Origin of the sequence: Acidipropionibacterium thoenii DSM 20276 (assembly GCF_000423445.1) — a bacterium.
GTDB lineage: Bacteria > Actinomycetota > Actinomycetes > Propionibacteriales > Propionibacteriaceae > Acidipropionibacterium > Acidipropionibacterium thoenii.
On sequence record NZ_AUHZ01000018.1, the window covers coordinates 19,986 to 42,685 of the forward strand.

Sequence of the window (22,700 nt, forward strand, 5' to 3'; positions counted from 1 at the left end):
GCCGGACACGACCTGCTTCAGAGGCTGAGGTCGGGCGAGGTTCGGCTGGCGGATCGACGATCACCGCCTGGCACGTGCTCGCCCTGGACGTACGTTTGGATGGCTGCTGCGGCGCGCGCTCGCGCGATCTTCTGCGCGTCGCTCTCACCCTCAGCGCCGAGCGGAGTCGGTCCGGTGATTCCGTAGCGATCCCGGTAAGCCGCCACGGTGCGCGCTGCCCGCCGCCAGGTCTGCGCGGCTCGTGCACGTTTCGGTTCTGCCCCCAGAGCGGCGATCCACTCCTCACCTTCGATCCGAGCTCTATCGAGCAGTGCGTTCGCGCGGACTTCGATCAGCTCTCGTCGCTCGTCGAGCGCTTTGCGCATGTCGTCGGCCATTGGACCGTCCGCGGACGGGATCAGTCCGGCGATGAAGCGCGGTGCCTGTCGGGTGCGGCCCGATCCTGCGGGACGGGTGGTGGCGTTGGCGAGGCGGTGGTGGATGACGGAGGCGATGTCGTCGGCGTCGGCGAACCCGCGAGCCTTGATGAGGCGTGGCAGCAAGGTAGCCGTGTTGTGGTGGTTGGCTTCGGCCCGCCGCAGCTCGGCCGTGAGGGCGCCGAAGGCGTCGGAGTCGATGACGGCTTGGGCTTGATCGTCGGTGAGCCCGGAGCCGCGGACCAGGGTGGTCCAGCGGTCGTGTTGGGCTGCGGCGGCGATGGTTTCGTATTCGGCGGCGAGTTGGGCGATCGAGCCCCACTGGTCCTGCTCGGCGGTGATGGTCTCGTGCGCCGACAGCTCAGCACCGCTGTGTTGGAGCACGCCGTAGAGGACCGTGCGGGCGGTGGCGTCGGGGTTGTCGCCCGGGTGCGGGGCGGCGTGGTCGTCGGGTCGGTCGAGGATGACGTAAGCCTGATTCGATTCTCGGCCCCGGGTCATCGCGACGTACAGGTTCTCCCTGGTGGTGGTGGGTTCGACGAGGACGTGGGCGGTGTCGGTGGTGATGCCTTGGGCGCGGTGGGCGGTGACGGCGTAGCCGAGGTCGACGTGCTCGGCCACGTAGTTGGCTGGGAGGACGATGCTGTTGCCGAACCGGGCCCCGGGTGGGCGGATCGTGACCGACCCGTCGTCGCGGACGGCGGTGATGGTCCAGGTTTGGCCGTTGCGGACCCAGCCGTGCCGGTTCCGCAGCCGCCGATCATTGTGGCGGGTGATGATCGTGTCACCCACGCCCGCTGCCGATCCGTCGGACAGGATGATTTCAGGGCCCGGCTTCAATGTGCCGTCAAGGATCAGGTCAGCGCGGGCGCGAATGTTGAGGGCGGTGACGTTCTCGCGGGTTTCGGCGATCAGCACCGACACCAAACCCTGCTGCCGGTCTCGGCGCCAGGCAGTGTAGGCGGCGTCGGTCATGGCCTCGGCGTCGCCATCATGGATGCGGTCGTGTGCCAGGTAGGTGTCGATGACCGGGGTGCGGCCGTGCCGCAACTCCAGGGACGAGGTCTTCTCCCAAGCATGGGTGAAGCGGTGGACATCGACCAGCTCGGGAGCATCGTCGCGGTCGTGGATCAACAGGCTGAACGCACCACCGGCATCGACCGACTGGAGCTGGGCGTAGTCACCGACGAGCAGCACCTTCGCCCCCGCCTCCTCCGCTGCCTGCGTGATGCGATCCAGGGAGAGGGTGCCGGCGAGGGAGGCTTCGTCGATGATGACGAGCTGCCCGGCATGGAAGGTGGCGCCGGTGTGTTGGTGGGTGGTCCACCACTTCGCCGTGTTCTCAGTGGCGATCCTCAGATCCTCGGCCAGCACCTGCGCCGCCACCGCCGAGGGGGCCAACCCGACCACCGATCCGGCACCATGCGAGGTCTCCCACGCCCGACGCAGCGCATTCATGGCCGTCGTCTTCCCAGCCCCCGCCGGCCCCACCAACACATCCACCACCCGACCCGAGACCGCGACCGACGCCAAAGCTGCGGCCTGGTCTGGACCGAGCAACCGACCCTCGGCGTCCGGCTTGCTCGTGATGATCTCCACTGTGGTCAGGCCAATACTTGGCCCGGTGGTGGTGCGGGCCCGTTGCAGGAGGCGGTCCTCAGCGGCCAGGAGGGTGTCGGAGGAGAACACGGTCGAGTGCTTCGGACGAAACACACTGGTGCCATCGGGGCGGCGGAACTCCACCGGGCTCGTGGCCAGTTCGGGTGGAGTCAGCCGCAGAGACGCCTGTTCCGCGGCGTCGGCAACCATCGCGGTGATGACTTCGCGGTCCTCGACGGTGGCGAACCGCCACCCCATCGTTTGGCGTGCAGCTTCGGCCATCAGGTTCCAGCGCCGCCACGTCGAACGCTTCTCCCCGACCACCTCGACCACCGAGCGCCCCACCTGCCCGATCAGATCCAACGGCACATCGTCGGCCCGCAACAGCAACTGCTGCTCGCCGCCGGTGACGGTGCGCGCCCACACGGTGGCATCCATACCGAGCTGCTGGCTGGCGCGGGTGCGCCACTGTTCGGTCAGTTCCGCCAATGAGCGGACTTGCTTGTCCGGGCGGGTTGCGAGCGTGGCCTGGGCGCGCAGTTTCATGATGGTCGCCGGCGACAGGCGCTTGCCGTGCTGGGTCACGTAGTCAGCAATCAGCACGTCGGTCGCCTCGTTGATGTGCCGGGACCGGGTCGAGAACTCCGCCACCAGCTGTTCGGGGACGTCGGTGATCGCCCATGACGGGTTCCGGTCTCGGCCCATCTCCCGTGACTCCCAGCTCACGCCGAAGGTGCGGGTCATGTGATCGGCGAACACGGCCTCGTGCAGTTCCGACAGCGCGACGACCGCGGCATGCATAGGACGCCCATCCAGACTCCGCCACTTCCCATCCAACACCGTGCGGGCCTTGTTGCTGATCACCACATGCGTATGCAAGTGCGGGTCACCAGCGCGGGAATCGAAGTGATCAAACGCCGTCGCGATCAAACCCGTGACGTCGACCTGTGCAACCGCGCCACCCCCAGCAGTTGCACCCGTGCGGGTGGCTGCAACCTCGCGCTCCATGAACGCAACCACCGCCGCAACCGCCTCATGATGGGCTTGCGCAATCAACGCCTGCGTCCCCGCGTCCGCAACCGCCCACAACACCGACGCCGACTTCGGCACACTGAACGTGAAATCAAACCCCGCCACCGCACGCCGCGACCCCCGCGCAGCCTCCTCCGCCTCAATCTGCGCAACGGAGCGTTCCCGCTCCACCGGGCTCAGCGACGGCTCAAGTTGCGAGACGCGATCCGCGACCCGCACCGCTGTCGAGCTGTACACCGGATACGCCCGCCCCAACGGATCACCCGTGACCGGATCCCGCCCCATCCCCACCAGCAACTGAAGTTGCGCCTCCGACACCTGCGCACCCGGGGCAAGTTCACCGTGCCCCAGGCCGGTGACGCCGGAACCGAGCCAACGCCCCGGCGGGGTGCCCGCCTCGGCGTAGTAACGGGTCAACGGAGTCGACAGCGACCGGTCACCATCACCAGCCGCCACCGTGCGCAGCAGGTACTTGTAGCCATCGCCAGCCGACATCACCCGCATCGACACCGTCACCCACACCACCCCTCACCTAGTCGTCACACAGGTGAGCCAGCAGCCTCCCAACCTCGATCTGCAAGAGGCGTGGCAGCCTGACGAGGGCAGCCTGACGAGGGCAGCCTGACGAGACAACGGTTCGGACTAGTATGACGTGGTCCGGCCCCAGGCAGCTCCGGTGGCGACGTCAGCCCAGACGTAAAGGGCTTGGCTCCGGTCATAGCCGCCCAAGCTGACCAACAAGCGCTGACTTGCGGGTTCCGGTGCCCGATCGCTGATGCTGCCGTCCTCACTCGTTCATCGAGTATCGGATGCGATTGCCGACCGCGTTCCGTGGTTCGGTCGACCAACCTCGATGGAATCTCTGTGACGACAAGTTGTCTAGTGGTGTCGAACGGGAGCATGGGACGCTCCAGCGGGCTTGGCCGTTTTCATCATGCTGTTGACGAGCGAGCACCCCTAGAATCATGAACCATGATTACACTTGGTGTCGTCTCAATCGTTGTTGCGGACATGGCGAAATCTATAGATTTCTACTCTCGACTAGGGCTCGAACTCAGCGACGGCGCCACAGGCGACGACCACGCTGGATTCGCTGGCAGCGGCGTCCGGGTGATGCTAGATTCTGAGGCACTTATTCAGAAACTACACGAAGGCTGGACGCGCCCAACAGGAGGACATGCCGTGGCTTTGGCCTTCCAGTGTGAAACCCCTGCTTCCGTTGACGAAATACATAACCTGCTTGTGAGTACGGGGAGTATGTCCGTCCAAGAACCTTGGGACGCGTTCTGGGGCCAGAGATATGCGACTGTAGCCGACCCTGACGGGAACCCTGTTGATCTCTTCTGCCCATTGTGATCAGGAGACGACAGCGAGATCCATTCGATCACGCCAGAGATGTGATGCGTCAGCGTATCCGCAATCCGCAGCCACCATTGCTTTCGCATAGCCCTGGTCAAGTAATACTTGCGCCCGTCGAAGACGGAGCACGCGCTGGAGATGCTTGGGCCCGTACCCAAACCAGTCCGCGGACAGCCTCCGGAGGTGTCGCGTTGACCACCCCGCCATCTGGGCAACGGCCTCCACTGCGCACCCTTGCCAAAGTTCGGCGGCGACGCGAAGTGGAGCAGGATCGCACTGCTCCAGTACCAGTGTTTTGCGCAGCATCGACATGCTCAGCAGAGTTGAGGGCTCGATCCGCAGACCGCCGATATCCGCCAGGGGAACGACCCGGTCGGTCACCTCATGAGCAGGGAGCCCTAGGAGCTGCTGAAGGAGTCCTGGGTGAAAGCGTGCACCCCACATGGGCCTTGGAACCCCGGCTGGGTTGAAGAGCCTTGCACGCGAGTCGGGCCCGGCAACGACAACCACATCGCCGTCGGTGACAAGATCCATAGATCCATCAGGGGGGATGATGCCGCTGGTGGCAGGCCCGCAGGTCGCCCACAACTCGACCAACGGTATCGCGTTCACCACAGCGTCATCTTACCCCCTCGAGAAACCAGCCAGAAGACAGGAGAGAACCGTGGACCCCGCAACCCGCGCCGTTGCCGAAGACCTGCTGGAAGCACTCTCCGAATCTGCGGATGCCAGCGTCAAGGCCATGTTCGGCGGCTATTGCGTATATTTGGAAGGCAAAGTTGTTGCTCTGGTTTGCGACGGCAGCATATTCGTAAAGCGCTCACAAGCTGACCACGAGTTAGAGGGCTGGGCCACTCTTGACACTGCCTACCCAGGGGCACGACCGACGTGGCGACTTCCTGATGGCGCAGTGCCTGATGATCCCGACCGTGTGACCGCCATAATTCAGCGTGTCGCAACAACTCTGCTGCTGGCCAGCAGAGGCAACTAGCCCCCTTTCTGCGAGCACCTTCCTAGTTTACAGGGCCGGGTGCAATGCGACTAGCCCGCGATGAGCCAAGCTGCGAAGAAGAGCGAGAATCATGCACGGATGAGCGCTCTTGACGATAGGGCGATCTCGGCATCAGAAGGGCTGAGCGGCCCCGCCCATGAGAATCGGCGCAAGCGGAGAAGAAGTCATACTGACCCGTGCAGTTCTGCAGGGATCGATCGGCCGAACTCTAGGCAAGGCACCCCAGCTCCAGCATTCGTTTCACTACGCTCGGAGGTCTTGGCCGCGATTGACGCTATGCAACAGAATCTCGGACATCCGTGGTCGATCGCCGAGCTGGCCCGGGTGGCGCACGTGTCGGGCTCACACTTGATGAGGCTGTTCACCGAGGAAATCGGGATGGCGCCGATTGCGTGGCTGACGCGTCGGCGTGTTCAAGAGATGGCTCGTCTGCTGCGAGAAACGGGCCTGTCGATCCTAGAGATTGCTCGGCAGGTCGGTTGGCGAGATCGGGGCCACGCGTCAGAGCAGTTCAAGCGAATCGCTGGGGCCACCCCCACCCAGTATCGTGCCCGGCAAGACGACGCGTCTGAGCGGCACTGCTTGTGGTGCGGCCAACCCATCCCAGCCGGTGATACAGCTGCTGAGATCGGGGATCGTCGCAATCTCGGCGGGGATGTGACCATGTGAAGCCGTCCCAGCTGACAGGAGAGTGTTTCTGCTGCTAGTCCGGGTGTGACACGTCGGGTTCGTTGTGGTTCCTGACGGTCACTGTAGGGGTTTGTGTTGTCCGTCGTCTTGTTGCTGGTGGTTCCGGCGTACCTGATGGTCACCGGGTCGGTTCTTCGGCCCGGTGTGCAGGTTCGCGGAAGGAGGCCGGCAGCATGGCTAGGAGTGTGGAGGATGCCCGGGCGGTTCGGGAGGCGAAGCTTGATGCGCTGCATGACCGGCTGACGGGTGCGGTCGAGCAGTTGGTCTCGGGTGAGGATTGGGCCCGAGCACTGGAGTTCGCGGCCCGGTTCCGTGCGCGGTCGTTCGCGAACACGATCCTGATTTTCACGCAGCACCAAGAGGCTCATGAGCTGGGCTTGGTGCCGGACCCGGTGCCGTCGCATGTGGCGGGCTATCGGCAGTGGCAGCAGTTGGGCCGTCAGGTGTCGAAGGGGCAGCCGGGGTATCAGATTCTGGCGCCGGTGACGGGAAGGTTCGCGTCGGCGACCCCGCAGGATGCTGAGTCGTGGCGGCGGCTGGGTAAGGGTGAGAAGCCGCGTGCGGGTGAGACGGTGCGCACGAAGATGGTCGGCGTCCGCCCCGCCTACGTCTGGGACGCCTCCCAGACCGCTGGCGATCCGATCCCTGAGCCGCCGGCGCCGCGGTTGTTGGAGGGGCAGGCTCCTGCCGGGTTGTGGGAAGGCCTCGCCACACAAATCGCCACGGCCGGCTTCGAGCTGAGGCTGGTCGCGGATGCATCGGAGATTTTCGGGGCGAACGGGCTGACCGACTACAGCAACCGGGTGGTGTCGGTCCGTGAGGACATGGACCCGGCGGCGCAGGTGAAGACCCTGGCCCACGAGTTGGGACACGTGCTGTTGCATGGCCCGGACGCTAGTGAGGCGCGGCAGCATCGTGGGATCAGTGAGGTCGAGGCCGAATCGGTCGCGTTGATGGTGGGTACCGCGCATGGCATGGACACCTCCGGCTACACCGTCCCGTACGTGTCGACGTGGGCGGCCCGGGTGGCGGGCCAGGACCCGGTCGAGGTGGTCAAAGCCACCGGGGAACGGGTCCGCAAGACGGCGCTGGGGATTTTGGAGCAGCTCGACACGGTGCAGGTCGGCGACGGCACCCCGCCCGGTCTGGAACGCGACACCCCCACTCGCGAACCCGCGACACGGCAGGCCCCTCCTGCGCCAGCGGTGTCGGAGCCGGTGGGGCGGGTGGTGTCGGGGCGTGAGGCGGTGGCGCTATGAGCCCGAACCTCTACCACCTGGCCCGGCTTCTCGCTCCTGGCTCGGATCGATCGCTGGGGCGGGTGGCGGGTGATCTCGCATCGGCGGGTGTGCCGGTGTTTCCGTGCGCGCCCGGGCAAAAGCGCCCGCTCACGGCACGGGGGTTCCACGACGCCACCACCGATCCCGCCCAGATCAAGGAGTGGTGGGCGCGATGGCCGGACGCGAATCTCGGGCTTCCCACCGGGGCGGTCTCCGGTGTCGTAGTCGTGGATGTTGACATCCGCGAGCACGTGGATGGCCGGGAGAGCATGCGCCGCGCCCTCGATGCGGGGCGGGCAGGTGTGCCGGTGTTCACGGTGGTCTCCCCCTCGGGTGGACGGCATGGCTACTACCCGGCCACGCCAGGTGTGGTGCAGCGGTCGTCGCAGACCAGCGCGGGCGTGGATTTCCGCGGGGATGGCGGCTACATCGTCATCCCACCCTCACACACAGATGCCGGCTCGTATCGGCTGGCCACTGTCCGGCGGGGCGCGGCGAGCGGGATCGACAGTGACGCGCTGCGGGACTTCCTCGACCCCCGGCCCGCCCTGCGACCGCGCGCTGCTGATCGCGGCATGGCTCAGAGCGAGCCTGGGGTGGTGGTGTCGCGGCTGGCTGCGTGGGTGGCGGGTTTGAGTGAGGGCGAGCGGAATCGGGGGTTGTTCTGGGCAGCCTGCCGGGCCGCGGAACACGACATCACACCAACCACCGCAGTGGATGTGCTGGGCGCCGCGGCTACTGTGGCGGGGTTGGGTCCGCGGGAGATCGCCACCACCGTCCGGTCGGCCTACCGCACCGCCCACCCCACCACGTCCACAGCACCCAAGCCCACCGAACCAGCGGCAGCATCGCCGGTGCGGGTGCCGGTGGGCGCGGGGTGGGGGCTGGCGTGAGGGCGCGGCGGTGGGCAGTGCGGACAGCGGTCGCGGGGACGGTGTTCATCGCGATCGGGGCGCTCTGGCTGTCCTTCACCTCTCTAGCTGATCTCGCGGCCCGTTCGGGCATCGGGGCAGGTCAGGCGTGGGCATGGCCGCTGATCGTCGACGGCATCATCGTGGTCGCCACCGTCGCCGTGGTCGCTCTGGCTGGGCAGAAGGCTGCCTGGTATCCCTGGGCCCTGTTGATCGGCGGTGCCATCGTCTCGGTCACCGCCAACGCCCTGCACGCCATCGTCGCCGCCGACGCCGACGTCCCGGCCTTGTTGGCGGCAGCGATCGCGGCGGTTCCGCCCGTGGTGTTGCTGGCGATCACCCACCTCACCGTCATCCTCACCCACACCACCAGCCCCGAGACGCAGACCGTGATCTGGCAAACCATCGCCCAACAGAACGACCTGCCCACACCAGCCCCAAGACCGGGCATCGAGGCAGAGCCTATGCCGGCGGCACTCCTACAGCACGAAGCCAGCGACACCGTCGACCTTGGCGATGAACGACCGACCACACCGGAATCCGGTCCGTCTCCGATGAAGCACGTCGAGGCAAAGCCCGCGCCCGAGGCTTCGACTCCGACAGCTCCTGATGAGGAGACCGTTCGAGGCGTTCCCGAGACGGCTGGGGTGGGTCGGCGAGAGCGGGCTGCCGGGCTTCGGGGGCGGGGGTGGTCGAACAAGCAGATTGCCGCCGAGCTGGGCGTGCATCCGTCCACGGTGGGCCGCTGGCTCACCTCCACACCGACGAGGAGTCCTGAACCTGACACCAACCCATCGATGAAGGAGACATCATGAGCACCCACGAACACGAGCAACACCCCTCGGAGCCGCCGGTCCACGACGACTACGGCCCACCCCATCCCGAAGAACTCGCCCTGACCACCCCCGACCACCCCACCGAGAACCTCGACCAGGAGACAGTGAGTGAGCGAGGCGGTTTTGTCCCACCCAAGGCGCCGGTGGAAGAGCTCGATGAGCAGCTCGCCCCCGACATCGACGGAGCAGACGCTGGTGCTCCGGGGCTGGGTGAGGGTGCGGAGGGGGTGCCGGAGGCGGTCAAGGCCCGCACCACCCGGGATGCAGGCCGGCCTGTGGGTCGGCAGGTGGGGCGGGGCGTGGAGTGGGTGCGTCCGACCGACCTGCTGGCCCGACGTGGCGCCACAGTCGCTGGCCGCGGCATCCACTTCCAGACCGCACTGAGCCAGAAGACCCGCCACGGCATCACGGTAGGTACGCGGCGCGTCGGTGATCGGGCTGCGCGGTTGGCGCCGTTGTCGGCGTTCAGCCACGGGCGAGGCCAGTCGGTGTCGGGTCGGTCCGCAGTGGGGATGAGCTGAGCGTGGTGACCAGCAATGACGACTCTCGCCAACACCACCACGACAACACTGCCGCCGACATCTGGGGTGGAGGTGCGCACCTGCTTGACAGGAGGCACCACCATGACCCACACCACAACACCAACCACCGGCACCACCACTGAGACCCGGAGCGAGTCGACAACGCCGTCGACACCCCACCCCGACAGCTCGGACTTCCGCACCAGCGAGGGGCTGCGGGCCCTATTGGAGCATCTGGCCGAGCACGGATGGCGCAACAACCCCCACGCCAGTGAGCTGTTGGAGTTCGCGGCGGAGCGGTTCGCACCCTTGGCGCGCAAACACGGCCTGGATGTATGGGAGGCCGCGTCGGCGGCGTTTGATGTGATGCGCACCCCGGCGGCAAGGAAGGCCGCAGACCCATGGGCGGTGGTCACGCATGCGGTGCGGATCACCTGCATCTACGAAGAACGCGCCCAAGGGCTCCTGTGTTCAGTCCACCAGGCCCGCCGCGCCCACATCTCCGCCCACCACGACCCCGAACGGTTCTCCGACCGCGAAACACCCCTGTACGAATACCATCCCGCGTTCCATCTCACAGACCCCCACCACCGTGAGGATGCGGAGCCAAGCGCGGATGTGGGTTCGAGCGTGCAGGCAGCAGTCGCGGATGCGACCCGGTTGTTCGTGCTGCTGGGATGGCCGGAAGCCTCAGCTCGGGCCGGGGTGGATCACGTCACCAACGCCCTGGCCCGGATCGGGTCCCGGCGCGGCACCTACGAAGCCTTGCGGCGCGACAAACACGCCCGCGCCCTGCTCGACCTGTCTGCCCCGGCCTGGACGTGCCTCCTACGGGTCCTGCTGGGCCATCCCGAACCTGCCTACGCCACCACAGCGACCGGGCGCGGGATCCTGCTGCGCCTGCTGCTCGGGGAGACCCTGGCAGACCTGTTGGGTGATGACGCCCTGGTCGCCGCCATCGTCCGCGCAATACCGGGGCGGGAACGGGTGCGGTCATGACTACCCCGGGGCACATCGAGCTGGACCGCACCGTCGACTCCCTGCATGTCGGCCGACGTCACCGTGCCGACCTGGGTGACATCGATGCGCTGGCGGCCTCGATTGAGCGCGATGGGTTGTTGCAACCGTTGACGGTCAGCCCCGACGGGGTCCTGATCTGCGGGGCACGACGGCTGGCGGCAATCAAGCAGCTCGGCTGGCGCACCGTCAACGTGTGGGTCCGCTCCGGCATCTCCGACCGGCTCGGTCATCTGCTGGCCGAACAAGACGACAACGTCCTGCACAAGCCGCTCACCGCGCTGGAAGCCGCCGCCCTCTACCGCGAACTGAAATCCCTCATGGCCGAGGATGCTGCGCGTCGCAAGGCCGCGACCCAGTTCCGCAGCGACAACCAGCCCGGAACCGACGGTCCCGGAAAATTTCCGGAACCGTCGGGAGCCACCGGTGAGGCTCGTGAGCAGGCTGCCGGAATGATTCCCGGTGGGGCCTCGTACAAGACGCTGGACAAGATCGGCTTCCTCGAACAGGCCGCCAACGACGAGGCGCTGCCCGAACACGTGCGGGCAGCAGCGAGGCAGGGGTTGGAGGAGATCGATGCGGGCAGCCCGGTCCATCCGGTCTACGAGACCATCCGCAACCACACCGCCAGCCCCGATGCTGGCGATGAGGCGTTGCATCAGGCCGCGGCCGATGCCCTCGCCCGCATCCAATCCGCCGGCAGACCGAAGCCCGCCCCGACCAAGAAGCCCAAGAACGACACCGAGGACGCGCCGGTGCAGTACCCGGTACGGGCGTTCGTGGTGACGTGGACCGAACTGGATCAGTGGTGGATCCACTACGACCCGGCCGTGCTCGCCGTCGAACTCACCGACGAACAGGTCGCCACGTTCCTGCGCGTCATCCAACACACCATCGCGTTCGCCGACGCCCTCCAAGCCACCCTCACCACCCCGGACAACGCCACCGCATCCGACCCCGAGGACCTTGACGGGGAGCTCGGTGACGAGGCGGCGGGTGGGCGTCCACAGCTGCGCGCCATCTAGCTTCTGCCTGCTGGTGTGTGGGGTGGGTGGGTGCACCTGCTGGGCATGGACACTTCTGATCGTTCGTCGCGTCGCCGGCTCGTGCTGATCGCTGCCGGCTCGGTCACGGCCCTGGTGTGCGGGGTCGGGATCTACGGCCTGGCCACCGGACCCCACACTCCCACCAGCACCCCGGGCACGTCACCGACCACCACCAGCCCGTCAACCTCCGCAACCACCACCGCCAAGCCTTCGGCCTCGGGGGCGCCGGCGGTGCCACCCGTGCCGCGGAGCGCTGCTCCGGAACAGTTCGCACGCAACGTCGCGACCACACTGTTTGCGTGGGACACCACCACCGGGCTGCTGCCGCTGGACTACACCTCGGCGATCCTCGCCGTCGGGGACCCCAGCGGCGACGAACAAGCCGGCCTCGCCACCGACGTCGCCGCCTACCTGCCTTCGCGGACCGCCTGGCAGGACCTGCGTGAATACGGCACCAGTCAGCATCTAACGATCGACCGCGCCTACATCCCCGACCAGTGGGGCGAAGCCCTTGCCCAGGCACCCGAGGGCCAACTCGCACCCGGCACGGTCGCCTACACCATCGAGGGCACCCGGCACCGCGCCGGGACCTGGAACGGTGAACCGGTCACCTCGGCCCACAAGGTGGAGTTCACGGTGTTCGTGGTCTGCGCGCCGACCTACGACACCTGCCACCTGCTGCGCCTGTCGCATCTCGACAACCCGCTGCGGTGACCTGGCCGTGAAGAAGCTCGCCGTTCTCGCTGCCGTGCTCGTGCTGTTCAGCCCCGCCTTGCTCCTGCTGGGGGTTGGGATGATGTTCAGCCCCGGCGCCAACGCCTCCTGCACCACCGCAAGTGCTTCAGGCCCCGGGGTGGTGGGGCCGGTGCCGGACTCGCTGGACGTGACGACCGCTGACGGGCAGACCTTCACGCTGAACACCACCCAGCTCACCCACGCTGCCACCATCATCCAGACCGGCTCCCGGATCGAAGGGGTCACCCGTGACGGGCTTCAGATCGCGCTCATGGCCGCGCTCACCGAGTCGAATCTGCGGATGCTGGCCAACACCAGCGTCTACCCCGACTCCGGAAACTACCCCAACGACGGGGACGCCTCCGACCACGACAGCCTCGGCCTGTTCCAGATGCGACCCCAAGCCGGGTGGGGCACCGTCGCCGACCTCATGGACCCCGTCTACCAGGCGCGCGTTCTTCGGCGGCCCTACTGGCCCCAACCACCCCTCACCCCGCGGACTGCTCGACATCCCGGGCTGGCAGACCCTGTCGAAAGGCGAAGCCGCCCAAGCCGTGGAAGTCTCCGCCTACCCCGACCGGTACGCGAACTACGAGCCTGTCGCCGAACAGATCCTGACCACACTCACCACCCCCAGCACCACCAGTCCATCGCTACCGGAGACCGGGCGTGTGGTCTTCCCGCTGCCGGAGGGCACCTGGGTCGCCACCTCGCCGTTTGGGATGCGGGTCCACCCCATCACCGGGGAGAACAAGCTCCACACCGGCGCGGACTACTCCGCCCCCGACGGCACCCCCATCCTCGCCGCCGCCGACGGCATCGTCACCCACGCCTCGATGTCGGGCGGGTACGGCGGGCTGATCATCATCGAACACACCATCGGCGGGCAGAAGGTCGCCACCGCCTACGCCCACCTGTGGGAGACCGGCTTTCACGTCAACGTCGGCGACACCGTCACCGCCGGACAACACATCGGCGATGTCGGCTCGGCCGGCTACTCCACCGGCGCGCACCTGCACTTCGAACTCCGCCAAGGCGGCAGCGACGGCGAGTTCACCGACCCCCAGCCCTGGCTCGACGAATACACCACCGGCAACCTTCCAGCCCCCACCACGCCGGTCGAGCAGGAAGGCTGCAACCCGGCCGCGACGCAGCCCGCGCCGCCCCAAGGGCCCGATGCCGGGGACCCGGACCGCAAGGTCGATGACCCCACCACCGACGGACAGATCACCGCCCGTATGCTCCACGTCTACACCCAAGCCCTCACCGCATACCCCGACAGCTCCTGGGCCTGCTACTCACCCCGCCCCGGCACCAAATCCGAACACCCCCTCGGACGAGCCTGTGACGTCACGTTCGGCAACGCCATCGGGACCCGACCCACTCCCCAGCAGCTCGAAACCGGGTGGGCACTGACGAACTGGCTCAAAGACAACGCCGAAACCCTCGGCGTCGAGTACCTCATCTGGCAAGGCCAAATCTGGTCCCTCGCCCGCGACGCCGAAGGCTGGCGCCCCTACAACGGCGGCGGCATGCACGACCCCAACGACGTCACCGGCGGCCACTACGACCACGTCCACATCACCGTCAAAGAAGGTAGCTGATACCCGTGAACATCTACCCCGACTTCGACGCCCTCGGCGACAACACCACCCTCCACAACGTGATCGGCGCCCTCTTGACGTTCGTCCTCGTCACCGCCGTCCTCACCATGCTCATCTCCGGCATCACCTGGGCCATCGCCACAGCGAACGGCAACCACACCACCGCCACCAAAGCCCGCACCGGACTCCTCGTCGCCCTCGGCACATCCACCCTCGCAGGCGCCGGCATCACCTGGCTCAACTGGCTCATCGCGCTTGGCGACCAGTTCTGAACACGATCATTTCAGAGGCCTCGCCCTGAAATGACTGCGTCTCAGCCAACGTAACTCGCACGAAGTCCTGACCAATGCCGTGGGCGACGGAAGGCTACCCATGCCCTGGCCGCTCCACGTAGGGTGGGCGCCATGAAACGATCTGGCGGCGGTGTTGCGGCTGCATTCGGGTTCAGGTACCAGTACCTAACCACGGTTGACTTGCTGCTGGAACTGTACGCCAATTCTTCGTCTGACTGGTCAATCGACGTTGACCCTGTCGACCAGAACTCAGCAGACATAATTGTTCGATTGTCAACAAGCAGCCCGCCTGACCGCGTCATACAGGTAAAGGCGTCTCTGTCGAGCTCCTCAACTACCATCGGAATCGACGAAACCCGGCGAATACTAGACGGGCTGCGCCGCGAACACCCTAAAGCTCGACTACGCGAGATTCTCACCAACCGAATCAAGACTGCTGAACTCGAAACAGAACTGGAACGGCAGGACTGCACACTCCTCAGACAAGGCGAGCGGTTCACCTCCCATCAGGAACCACTTCATCAGGGGGCCGAGAAGCTATTGCGAACCATCGGACGCTTGCGCACCACCAGAGAGGGCGGAACTGGCCGCGAACTGCAGTATCTGATTCTGCGTCAACTCATTGATCGCGTTCACGAGGCCGGCTCCAACACACATAACCAACGCTTGTCCCGCGATGACATTCGCCAGATCCTAACAGGTTCAAATCCCTTGCTATCTAGCGCCCTTGGATCACGAGCCTGGGGGAAGTGCATTCAGGTCCCAGTCGGAAACTACATCGAGAGAGAGAAGTCTTCTCGATTCCTTAGGGAAAACCTCCCCGTCGGCTCTCTATATGACGGCGCCCCCAAGATCGCGGTCTTGAAAGGCATGTCCGGTAGCGGAAAATCCGCAGCCGCCTATCTACATGCTCGATCACTCTTGGAACACGTGGCTTTCGTCCTATGGCTAGACGCGAGTTCACTAGGGGTGCTCGAATCACAAGTTCCGATGGCACTTCAAGAACTGGGGGCAGCGATTGCTCCCACCGACATGCCGAGACGCGATCTCGTGGATGTTTTGTCGGGATCGCCGGTACCTTGGTTGCTAGTCCTAGATGGAGCTTCCTCTTTCAAGGAAGTTTACCCCTGGATACCACGCAGCGGCTATGGACAAGTCCTCATAACCACACGAGTGGCGACCTGGCCGGACTCTCTCGCGCCGACAACTTCACTGGATGCATTTGACGAGATCGAGGCGCGACGGTTTGTGGCTCGACGGTTTGGGCAAGCAGTCGAGTCGTGGTCAGCCCAGCAGCTATCCGCTTGTGATGCCATATCAAGAGCGCTCGCTGGATGGCCCTTGGCTCTGGAGCTGGCTGTTGGCTGGATTGCTCGACATGGCGGCCCGAAAGAAGCCATGTTGCAGTTTACTGACCGATTGGATCGCCTCGACCTGGACAGTGAGGAATTGCTCCCACATGGATATCCTCGAACTGCAGCCCAAGTGATCCTAGCTGATTGGAGGGAACTATCTCCAGAAGCGAGGAAACTGGCCTCATTTCTATTGGTTACAGGTGGAAGCCGCGTTCCCCGCCGCCTGCTACTTGACGCCCTCGCTCAGGTTGGAATGACTCAAAAGGCAGTGGAAGACCTCCTTTCCTCCGGATTCATTAGGCAAGAGCTCCTCACGCCAGATCGGCCCCACGATTTGGATGAAGTTCTAACAATTCACGGTTTCGTCCAGCTAGTTATGGCGAAACAAGGCATCCCACTGAACGGGCCCGAGATATGGGCCATCCTAAGCACCTGCGACAAATGGGTGCGACAGCTGACCGAGGATGGGCGCTTTCGTGAAGGTACTGCCTTGATTCACCCCATCGACTACTTCCTTCGACAGACGGTCGAGGTATTCAAAGACAGCCCTGAAACCTTGACCTTGGCCAGCGTGTCTATGCACAACTTCGCGCAGTTGGCCTTTATCACCTCGCAGGCTGCGATCGCCCGCCTCTGGTCACGCGTGGCCTTCCAGGTCCGGCAGGACCAGCTGGAGTTGGTTCGCGACCATGCGACGTGGGTACAGATGCAGCTTCAAACCCTATCCGTTATTGCCATCACTGCCGCGCGTCTTCATAAGGCTGAGGAGGTTGTCGAAGTCGCGCTCTTCTCCGAAACAGTGTTGCAAATGTGCAACGAGGAAACTCTGTGCGATGTGGCCACGCAACATGCGTTGCGCACGATCCGGGATGTATTGCATTCGTGCCTGCCTGACTCCAGTCCGGGTCGCGCTCGCCGCGCACTAAAGGCGCTAGACGCCTTGGTGCCTCCAGGGGCACCTGAACCAGCAGTGAGCGGGGCAGGAAACACTCTACTCAACAAGCTTCACATCGAAAGAGTGGCAGCACTCCTGCTGGTGGAGCACAGTGCCTGGCAGGCCGGGGTGGATACCGTGCTGAGCGCCGCGAACCAAGCTCTGGAGGAAGGAGCCCTCGTCGATCAATTGGTGGATGGCCTTCTTGACGTGGCGCTTGAACTGATGATCGAAGCAAGTAAGCGTCCGCTGGAAACCCCCGAGCTTCTCATTGCTTCAGCTGTGCGGCTCGTGGTGTGGCTGGATGAAAATTCCGCTGCGCTAGACGAGAGCAATCACCAGAACCGCTTTGCGATCCTGAGGGCCTTCACGGAGGAGGGCCCCGGGCCGCTCTCCGACGTAATTGGGAAACTGCCGCCTCCCAAGCAGCGCACGCACCAGTTGGATGCTTGGGCCCAACTGGGAATGATCCTGCGAGAACAGCGCGAATCCATGCGCTACCGCAAGATCTTCAGCGATCCGCCACCATCCGTTTCCGTTACGCACAGTATCGATGGCGGCGACCAACTCAACGTCTGGTGGCGAGACACCGGGCCCGCGACACCCGAGCTTTGGGTGCACGCGCCAGCAATCGTCACCGTCAGCTCTTCAGGCCGCTTCGACCCCGTCCGTCAAGGAATGGAGCGCGCAGGACTTCCGGAAGTCGCTCACGACGAACCGCCGCAGCCCACCCCTGGCTGGCTAGCCCGACTCACCACGGACGGGATCAACATCCTTGACGCGAAAGGCACCCCCTGGGTAACCGTCGAGGATATTCCACCCCAGATCGTGGAAAAAATTTGCGCCCATGGGGGTTTGACGCTCATCTACGCAGATTTGGCAATTACTCATTCCACAGATCCGCGTCTGAGCGGCTGGATTTCCCTGGCCACTAGAAAGAACCAGTCATGCACGGACAATCAGAACTCTTTGACGCCTTGGTGGCGCAAACTCTTCGGTTGGCTTTTCTAGCCGCCTTTTGCGGATGCCGTTCTGACGTAACCGTCCAGGGCCAATGACAAGATCAACCGCGAAGGAGCTCGGCCGGATAGTTCGTGAGCTGACCGCTGATGACGGAGTCTCACTCAGAGGTTGCTGGCCAGCATGGGCCATGCCTCACCGGCAGACTTGCGTGCGCGCACCTGAGCCCGGCCATACCCGCGCACCTGACAGGCAGACCCAACCAAGGGCCCGCCCGCAGCAGCGGGACGGCCGTCTGCTTCGAAGGAGCTTGCTGTGTTTGATCTGATGAGCTGTGTTGTGCCGAATCTGTCGTCTCTGCCGGTGATGCTGCCGATGGAGGTGGACATCACGCCGAATGATGATGGGCTGCCGGGGATCGCGCAGCTGCGCAACATCGTGGGGGCGGTGATGACGATCGGGCTGATCCTGTCGGTGCTGGCGCTGATCATCTCCGCGATCGTGTGGGGGTTCGGCGCGAACTCGTCCAACCCGCACCTGGCCGGCCGCGGCAAGGTCGGTGTCCTGGTCTCCTGCGGGGCAGCGATCATCTGCGGTGCCGCGGTCACGCTGATCAACTTCTTCTGGAACGTCGGCCAGTCCGTCTAACCCCTACCCAACCGTTCCAACCCGCGTGTGTGAGGAGTGATTGCGGTGGGTGTGTGCGATCTTCCCGTCATCTCAGGTGTCTGCGAAACCGCTGGTGAGGCTGCCGCCTCACTGGTGTCGGCCCCGCTCGACTGGCTCGCCCAGGCCATGGGCTCGGCCGCGGGCTGGTTGTTCGAGGCCGTGTGGAACGTCTTCGACGCCACCACCCTGGTCGACATCACCAGTGACGGATACCTGTCGGTCTACAACCTGCTGTTCGGCATCGCGGTGTTCGTGATGCTGCTGTTCTTCTGCCTCCAACTCATCACCGGCCTCATCAGACGTGACCCCACTGCCCTCACCCGCGCCGCCCTCGGCCTCGCCAAGAGCGTGTTGGGGTCGTTTGTGGTGATCACGCTGACTGGGCTGCTGTTGGAGGTGGTCGACCAGCTGTGTGTTGGGATCGTCCAAGCCACCGGCGAGACCACCGAATCGATGGGTGAGAAGATCACGATCCTCGCCGGTGGACTGGCGGGGATCAATATCGCCGCCCCCGGGGTCGGGGCGATCATCACGATCTTCCTCGCCGGGCTCGCGATCACCTCCGCGGCGATCGTGTGGCTCTCGCTGCTGGTCCGCAAGGCCCTGCTGCTGGTCGCGATCGTGTTCGCACCCCTGGCCCTGTCGGGCTCCTCGTGGGACGCCACGAGGGGGTGGATCAGCAAGTGGGCGATGTTCGTGGTCGCGCTGATCTGTTCCAAGCTCGTGCTGGTCGTGATGTTCCTGGTCGCGATCACCCAGGTCGCCGCCCCGATCGATGGGGACCTGTCCTCGATCAGTGACCCGCTGGCCGGGGTGGTGCTCATGGCGATGGCCGCGTTCGCCCCCTACCTGACGTATCGGTTCATCAGCTTCGTCGGCTTCGACATGTGCCACGCGATCGGCGCCGAACAAGACGCCAAGAACTCCCTCAACCGCCCCATCCCGCTCCCCGACCGCCAGCCGGGCAACCCCCAGCAGGTCCTCGACGGCAGTGGCGGTGACAGCAACGGTGGTGGTGGAAAGCAGCCGGCGAAACCGAGTACCCCGAACCCCTCAGCCTCACAGGGCGGCACCGAAGCCGGAGCTGGCACTGGCGGAGCAGCTGGGTCTGGGACTTCCGGATCGGGGGCGGCCTCGGGTGGGTCTGCTGCCGCTGCCGGTCCTGCGGCGGCAGCCGTGATCGGGGTGCAGGTGGCCAAGGACGCGGCCACCGCGGGACCGAAAGCCGGCGCCGAGCTCGGTCAGCAGGCCGAGACCGCGGCCGACGCCGCCGACCACACCCCCACCACCAACGGCGGCGGGAATGGTGGCGGGAACACATCTCCAGCCCCTGCGCCCGGTGGAACGCCACCGCAACAGCGCACCCCACCTGCCGGTGCGGAGCCCACACCACCCAGCACCCCAAGCCCACAGCCACCGGGGTCTTCCTCACATGGTGGGGGTGAGCAGGTCGCGCCGCCCGTGCCAGTACCGAACCCGCCACCCGCCGACAATCCGCCACCGCCGTCGAGTGCAGGGAAGGAGCCGCAGCCATGAGCCGCCACAACAAGAACAACAGCCACGACCCGGAGGCGACCGGTTCGGAGCTGGTGCCGGTGAAGTTCTCCCGGCTCACCCGGCGCGGCATCCTGCTGGGCCTGTCCGCGGCCCAGCTGGTCACCGTCGGGATCGCGATCGCCACCATCATCACCGCTCTGTATGCCGGGGGCGGGATGTGGCTGGCCTACACCGCCCCCGTCTGGGCCACCGCCGTCCTCCTCACCTGGGTCCCTGTCGCTGGACGGCCGGTCATCGAGTGGGTGCCCGTGGCCGGCTGGTGGGTCTACCGCACCACCATCGGCCAGCTCCTCTACCGGCGCCGCATCGTCACCCCACGCCCCGCCGGAACCCTCGCCCTGCCCGGCGACCAAGCCCGGCTGCGCGAGTACGAGGACCCGACCACGGGGGCGGGCATGATCCACGACCCCCACCAGAACACGCTCACGGTGGTGTGCGAAATCACCCACCCCGCGTTCGTGCTCCTCGACCCCGCCGAACAAGAACGCCGCGTCACCGCCTGGGGCCGCGTCCTGGCCACCGTCTGCCGCTCCGGCAGGATCGCCACCCTGCAAATCCTGGAACGCACCCTGCCCGACTCCGGCACCGGACTCGCCGAATGGTGGACCACCCACGGCCAGCCCGATGACACCAGCTGGGCGGCCACCACCTACGCCGAACTCATCGACCGCGCCGGACCCGCCGGCGAACGCCACGCCACCACCCTGTCGCTGTCCCTTGACATGAAGGCAGCGGCGAGGCAGATCCGCACCGCCGGCGGCGGGATCCGCGGCGCCGCCGCCGTCCTGCGTCAAGAGATGAACACCCTCACCGCCGCGCTCCGCTCAGCCGACCTCACCCCATCCGGATGGCTCACCCCCGGCCAGATCGCCGTGATCCTGCGCTCGGCCTACGACCCCGCCATCGCCGCCACCCTGGAACGCCACGGCGAGATCGGCCACGACCTCGCCACCGCCGGCCCGGTCGCCGTTAACGAGACCTGGAGTCGGATCCGCACTGACTCCGCCCACCACGCCGTGCTGTGGATCAGCGAATGGCCGCGCTCCATGGTCTACCCAGGCTTCCTCTCACCCATCCTGCTCTCCAGCGGGATCCAACGGTCGTTCTCCCTGATCTGCACCCCCCTGCGCTCCGACCAGGCCGCCCGCGACATCCGCAAGAAGAAGGTCGAGCACATCTCCGACCAAGCCCAACGCGCCAAAATCGGGCAGATCGAAGACGCCTCCCAGACGGCTGAGTACCACGATGTCCTCCAGCAAGAAGCCGACCTCACCGCCGGCCACGGCATCCTGCGCTACACCGGCCTGATCACCGTCACCGCCACCACGATCGAGGGCCTCGACGCCCACGTCGCCGTCCTCGAACAAGCCGCCATTCAAGCTAACTGCGAAACCCGACTCCTCGCCGGACAACAAGCCAAAGCGTTCACCGCCGCAGCCCTACCCCTCTGCCGCCAAGTCTAGGAAGCTTAGGCGTTTGAATCGTCCGTGTCCTCCAAAGTAGAGGCGGTCACAGACGCTCCGAGATCTTCAAATCCACGTGGCCCATACCAACGCTGTTCCCCGCTGGTGAACGTGACTCTCCCAACTAGTTGCGTCGATAGATTCCAAGTCGTCAGGTCAGGTTCTCTGGCCCTAGACGGAGGCTTCACACCCCATGGGCGAGTCCCCTCTCGACGAGGGTCAGGAGGCTCGAATGCCTCTGGCATGGAGCCGTCTCCAGAGAGCGCGTGGAGCGAGCGCCGGACGTACTCAGAGTAAGTGCGCAAGTCGGCATAGTCGCGACGGCGTTCCTCTTCCGATCTGTCAGGCTGGTTGGAGTGTGCGAAGCGAACCAGCCATACCAGGTCCTTCCAGCGTTGTCCGACCTCTTCTGGGAGTGCGTGGGCATTCCTAGCTCCTGCATTGGTTAGCTGCGCGACGCGCCCGAGGCGATCTCGATGAACGTCAGCGGTTGCTGGAACTCGAACGAAGCAGGGCATCTGGTCTGGCGAGTCCAAAGTCACGGTCCAGTAGTCAGCTAAAGCAGCAATCAAATGAGCCGCAGCTTCTGAGATTCGTCTCTCCTCCTGCATCTTGCTGGCTACTCGGCGTTCTTCAGAAGCCAAATCAGTTTCATGTCGCAGCACACGAGCGGTCTGCCGTGATGACACCCAAGCGGACAGCGCCCCACCAACGATCGCACCCAGCAGGGCTGCAAGCAGTTCGGTCATGACAGCCAGATTACGGTCTTGGTCCTACGGATCAGTTGCTCGTTCAACCTGCCTCGGTAGTCACAGCAAGCACACCTCCCTCGTAGGCGTACCGCCGTTACGTAGAGAGGACTGTTGGGATGGCGACGTTTGTTGATCCGGTGGCTGATGCTGCTGAGGCCTATGAGGGATTGCGCGGGTTGGCGCACGCCACCCGGGCCTTTGAGGATCCGGCTGACACATATCGGGTGTTGGGTGAGGTGTCGGGGTCGGTGCGGCTGTTGCGGCAGGTGCTGGACCAGCTGTCGCGCGCTCATGCTGATCACCGCGACATCGCGTTCTGAATCGCCCCGGGTCTGGTGGAGGCTCTGAATCCACGGGAGGATGAGGAGCATGGCAGCACCGAGGAAGTACCCCGACGAGCTTCGGGAGAGAGCCACGAGGATGGCAGTTCAGTCACGGCGCGATCCATCGACGAGGTCGGGAACGTTTCGCCGTGTGGGCGAGCAGCTCGGGATCAATCCCGAGACTCTGAGGAACTGGGTCGTGCAGGCCGAGGTCGACGAGGGGCACCGTCCCGGGACCACGACCAGCGAGTCCCAGCGCCTGGTCGAGCTGGAGAAGGAAGTGCGTGAGCTGCGCAGGGCGAACTCGATCCTGCGTTCAGCCTCGGCTTTTTTCGC

The 22,700-nt window shown here is 65.3% G+C and carries 20 protein-coding genes and 1 pseudogene; 18 read left to right on the forward strand and 3 right to left on the reverse strand.

Going from position 1 to position 22,700, the window contains the following annotated elements:
• Nucleotides 1-17: 17 nt before the first annotated feature.
• A complete protein-coding gene (gene mobF / locus G554_RS18515) occupies nt 18-3,569 on the reverse strand; it encodes a MobF family relaxase (RefSeq protein WP_281167955.1) in 3,552 nt (1,183 codons plus the stop codon).
• Nucleotides 3,570-4,019: 450 nt separating this feature from the next.
• Here mobF and G554_RS17195 point away from each other — a divergent pair, with 450 nt between their 5' ends.
• The gene (locus tag G554_RS17195) at nt 4,020-4,403 is read left to right on the forward strand and encodes a VOC family protein (RefSeq protein WP_084648396.1); all 384 of its coding nucleotides are present in this window, start codon (nt 4,020-4,022) and stop codon (nt 4,401-4,403) included.
• Here the strand turns inward: G554_RS17195 and G554_RS18670 are convergent, their stop codons facing one another.
• Nucleotides 4,404-5,021 carry a helix-turn-helix transcriptional regulator gene (locus G554_RS18670; RefSeq protein WP_161626472.1) on the reverse strand — a complete coding sequence of 206 codons (618 nt, stop codon included), beginning with the start codon at nt 5,019-5,021 and terminating at the stop codon, nt 4,404-4,406.
• A 49-nt stretch (nt 5,022-5,070) separates the two neighbouring features.
• Here G554_RS18670 and G554_RS17815 point away from each other — a divergent pair, with 49 nt between their 5' ends.
• The 9 genes from G554_RS17815 to G554_RS0107475 all read left to right on the forward strand — a co-directional run bounded on the left by G554_RS17815 (nt 5,071) and on the right by G554_RS0107475 (nt 12,433).
• On the forward strand, nt 5,071-5,397 hold the full coding sequence (locus G554_RS17815; RefSeq protein ID WP_161626473.1) for a TfoX/Sxy family protein: 327 nt from the start codon (nt 5,071-5,073) through the stop codon (nt 5,395-5,397).
• 297 nt (nt 5,398-5,694) lie between these two features.
• Nucleotides 5,695-6,087 carry a helix-turn-helix transcriptional regulator gene (locus G554_RS18675; protein WP_027587416.1) on the forward strand — a complete coding sequence of 131 codons (393 nt, stop codon included), beginning with the start codon at nt 5,695-5,697 and terminating at the stop codon, nt 6,085-6,087.
• Between the two features lie 194 nt (nt 6,088-6,281).
• Entirely contained in the window at nt 6,282-7,367 is a 1,086-nt protein-coding gene (locus tag G554_RS17610) for an ArdC-like ssDNA-binding domain-containing protein (RefSeq protein WP_027587417.1), read from the forward strand.
• Nucleotides 7,364-8,281: a bifunctional DNA primase/polymerase gene (locus tag G554_RS15305; protein ID WP_036925028.1), complete on the forward strand. Its 918-nt coding sequence runs from the start codon at nt 7,364-7,366 to the stop codon at nt 8,279-8,281. Before G554_RS17610 ends, G554_RS15305 begins: the two co-directional genes overlap by 4 nt.
• Before the next feature lie 17 nt (nt 8,282-8,298).
• Nucleotides 8,299-9,114 (forward strand): DUF2637 domain-containing protein, encoded by an 816-nt coding sequence (locus G554_RS15310; RefSeq protein WP_051232678.1) that lies wholly within the window; start codon nt 8,299-8,301, stop codon nt 9,112-9,114.
• Nucleotides 9,111-9,656: a hypothetical protein gene (locus G554_RS0107460; protein WP_051232680.1), complete on the forward strand. Its 546-nt coding sequence runs from the start codon at nt 9,111-9,113 to the stop codon at nt 9,654-9,656. Before G554_RS15310 ends, G554_RS0107460 begins: the two co-directional genes overlap by 4 nt.
• 102 nt (nt 9,657-9,758) lie before the next feature.
• The gene (locus tag G554_RS0107465) at nt 9,759-10,655 is read left to right on the forward strand and encodes a hypothetical protein (protein WP_051232682.1); all 897 of its coding nucleotides are present in this window, start codon (nt 9,759-9,761) and stop codon (nt 10,653-10,655) included.
• Nucleotides 10,652-11,698, forward strand: coding sequence for a ParB N-terminal domain-containing protein (locus G554_RS15315; RefSeq protein WP_051232684.1), 1,047 nt, complete (start codon nt 10,652-10,654; stop codon nt 11,696-11,698). Before G554_RS0107465 ends, G554_RS15315 begins: the two co-directional genes overlap by 4 nt.
• A 45-nt stretch (nt 11,699-11,743) precedes the next feature.
• A complete protein-coding gene (locus tag G554_RS0107475) occupies nt 11,744-12,433 on the forward strand; it encodes a hypothetical protein (RefSeq protein WP_027587420.1) in 690 nt (229 codons plus the stop codon).
• 610 nt (nt 12,434-13,043) lie between these two features.
• Here G554_RS0107475 and G554_RS18370 read toward each other — a convergent pair.
• Nucleotides 13,044-13,281, reverse strand: a pseudogene (locus G554_RS18370) (hypothetical protein); the annotation flags it as partial.
• Between G554_RS18370 and G554_RS18520 the strand changes: the two are divergent.
• From G554_RS18520 to G554_RS17620, 8 genes are all read left to right on the forward strand, one after another.
• Nucleotides 13,252-14,058, forward strand: a complete 807-nt coding sequence (locus tag G554_RS18520) for a M23 family metallopeptidase (RefSeq protein WP_281167956.1) — start codon at nt 13,252-13,254, stop codon at nt 14,056-14,058. The pseudogene G554_RS18370 and the gene G554_RS18520 overlap by 30 nt on opposite strands.
• Before the next feature lie 5 nt (nt 14,059-14,063).
• Nucleotides 14,064-14,330, forward strand: coding sequence for a DUF6112 family protein (locus G554_RS0107485; RefSeq protein WP_027587421.1), 267 nt, complete (start codon nt 14,064-14,066; stop codon nt 14,328-14,330).
• Nucleotides 14,331-14,462: 132 nt separating this feature from the next.
• Nucleotides 14,463-17,651, forward strand: a complete 3,189-nt coding sequence (locus tag G554_RS17615; protein WP_154654218.1) for a hypothetical protein — start codon at nt 14,463-14,465, stop codon at nt 17,649-17,651.
• A 276-nt stretch (nt 17,652-17,927) separates the two neighbouring features.
• Nucleotides 17,928-18,248 carry a DUF6112 family protein gene (locus G554_RS0107500; RefSeq protein ID WP_036925045.1) on the forward strand — a complete coding sequence of 107 codons (321 nt, stop codon included), beginning with the start codon at nt 17,928-17,930 and terminating at the stop codon, nt 18,246-18,248.
• Between the two features lie 51 nt (nt 18,249-18,299).
• Entirely contained in the window at nt 18,300-19,805 is a 1,506-nt protein-coding gene (locus tag G554_RS0107505) for a TrbL/VirB6 family protein (RefSeq protein ID WP_211220428.1), read from the forward strand.
• Nucleotides 19,802-21,289: an SCO6880 family protein gene (locus G554_RS0107510; protein ID WP_027587425.1), complete on the forward strand. Its 1,488-nt coding sequence runs from the start codon at nt 19,802-19,804 to the stop codon at nt 21,287-21,289. The genes G554_RS0107505 and G554_RS0107510 overlap by 4 nt, the downstream gene beginning before the upstream one ends.
• 868 nt (nt 21,290-22,157) lie before the next feature.
• Nucleotides 22,158-22,361, forward strand: a complete 204-nt coding sequence (locus tag G554_RS16740) for a hypothetical protein (RefSeq protein ID WP_027587426.1) — start codon at nt 22,158-22,160, stop codon at nt 22,359-22,361.
• Between the two features lie 100 nt (nt 22,362-22,461).
• A partial coding sequence (locus tag G554_RS17620; RefSeq protein ID WP_425393348.1) for a transposase occupies nt 22,462-22,700 on the forward strand: 239 nt, incomplete at its 3' end.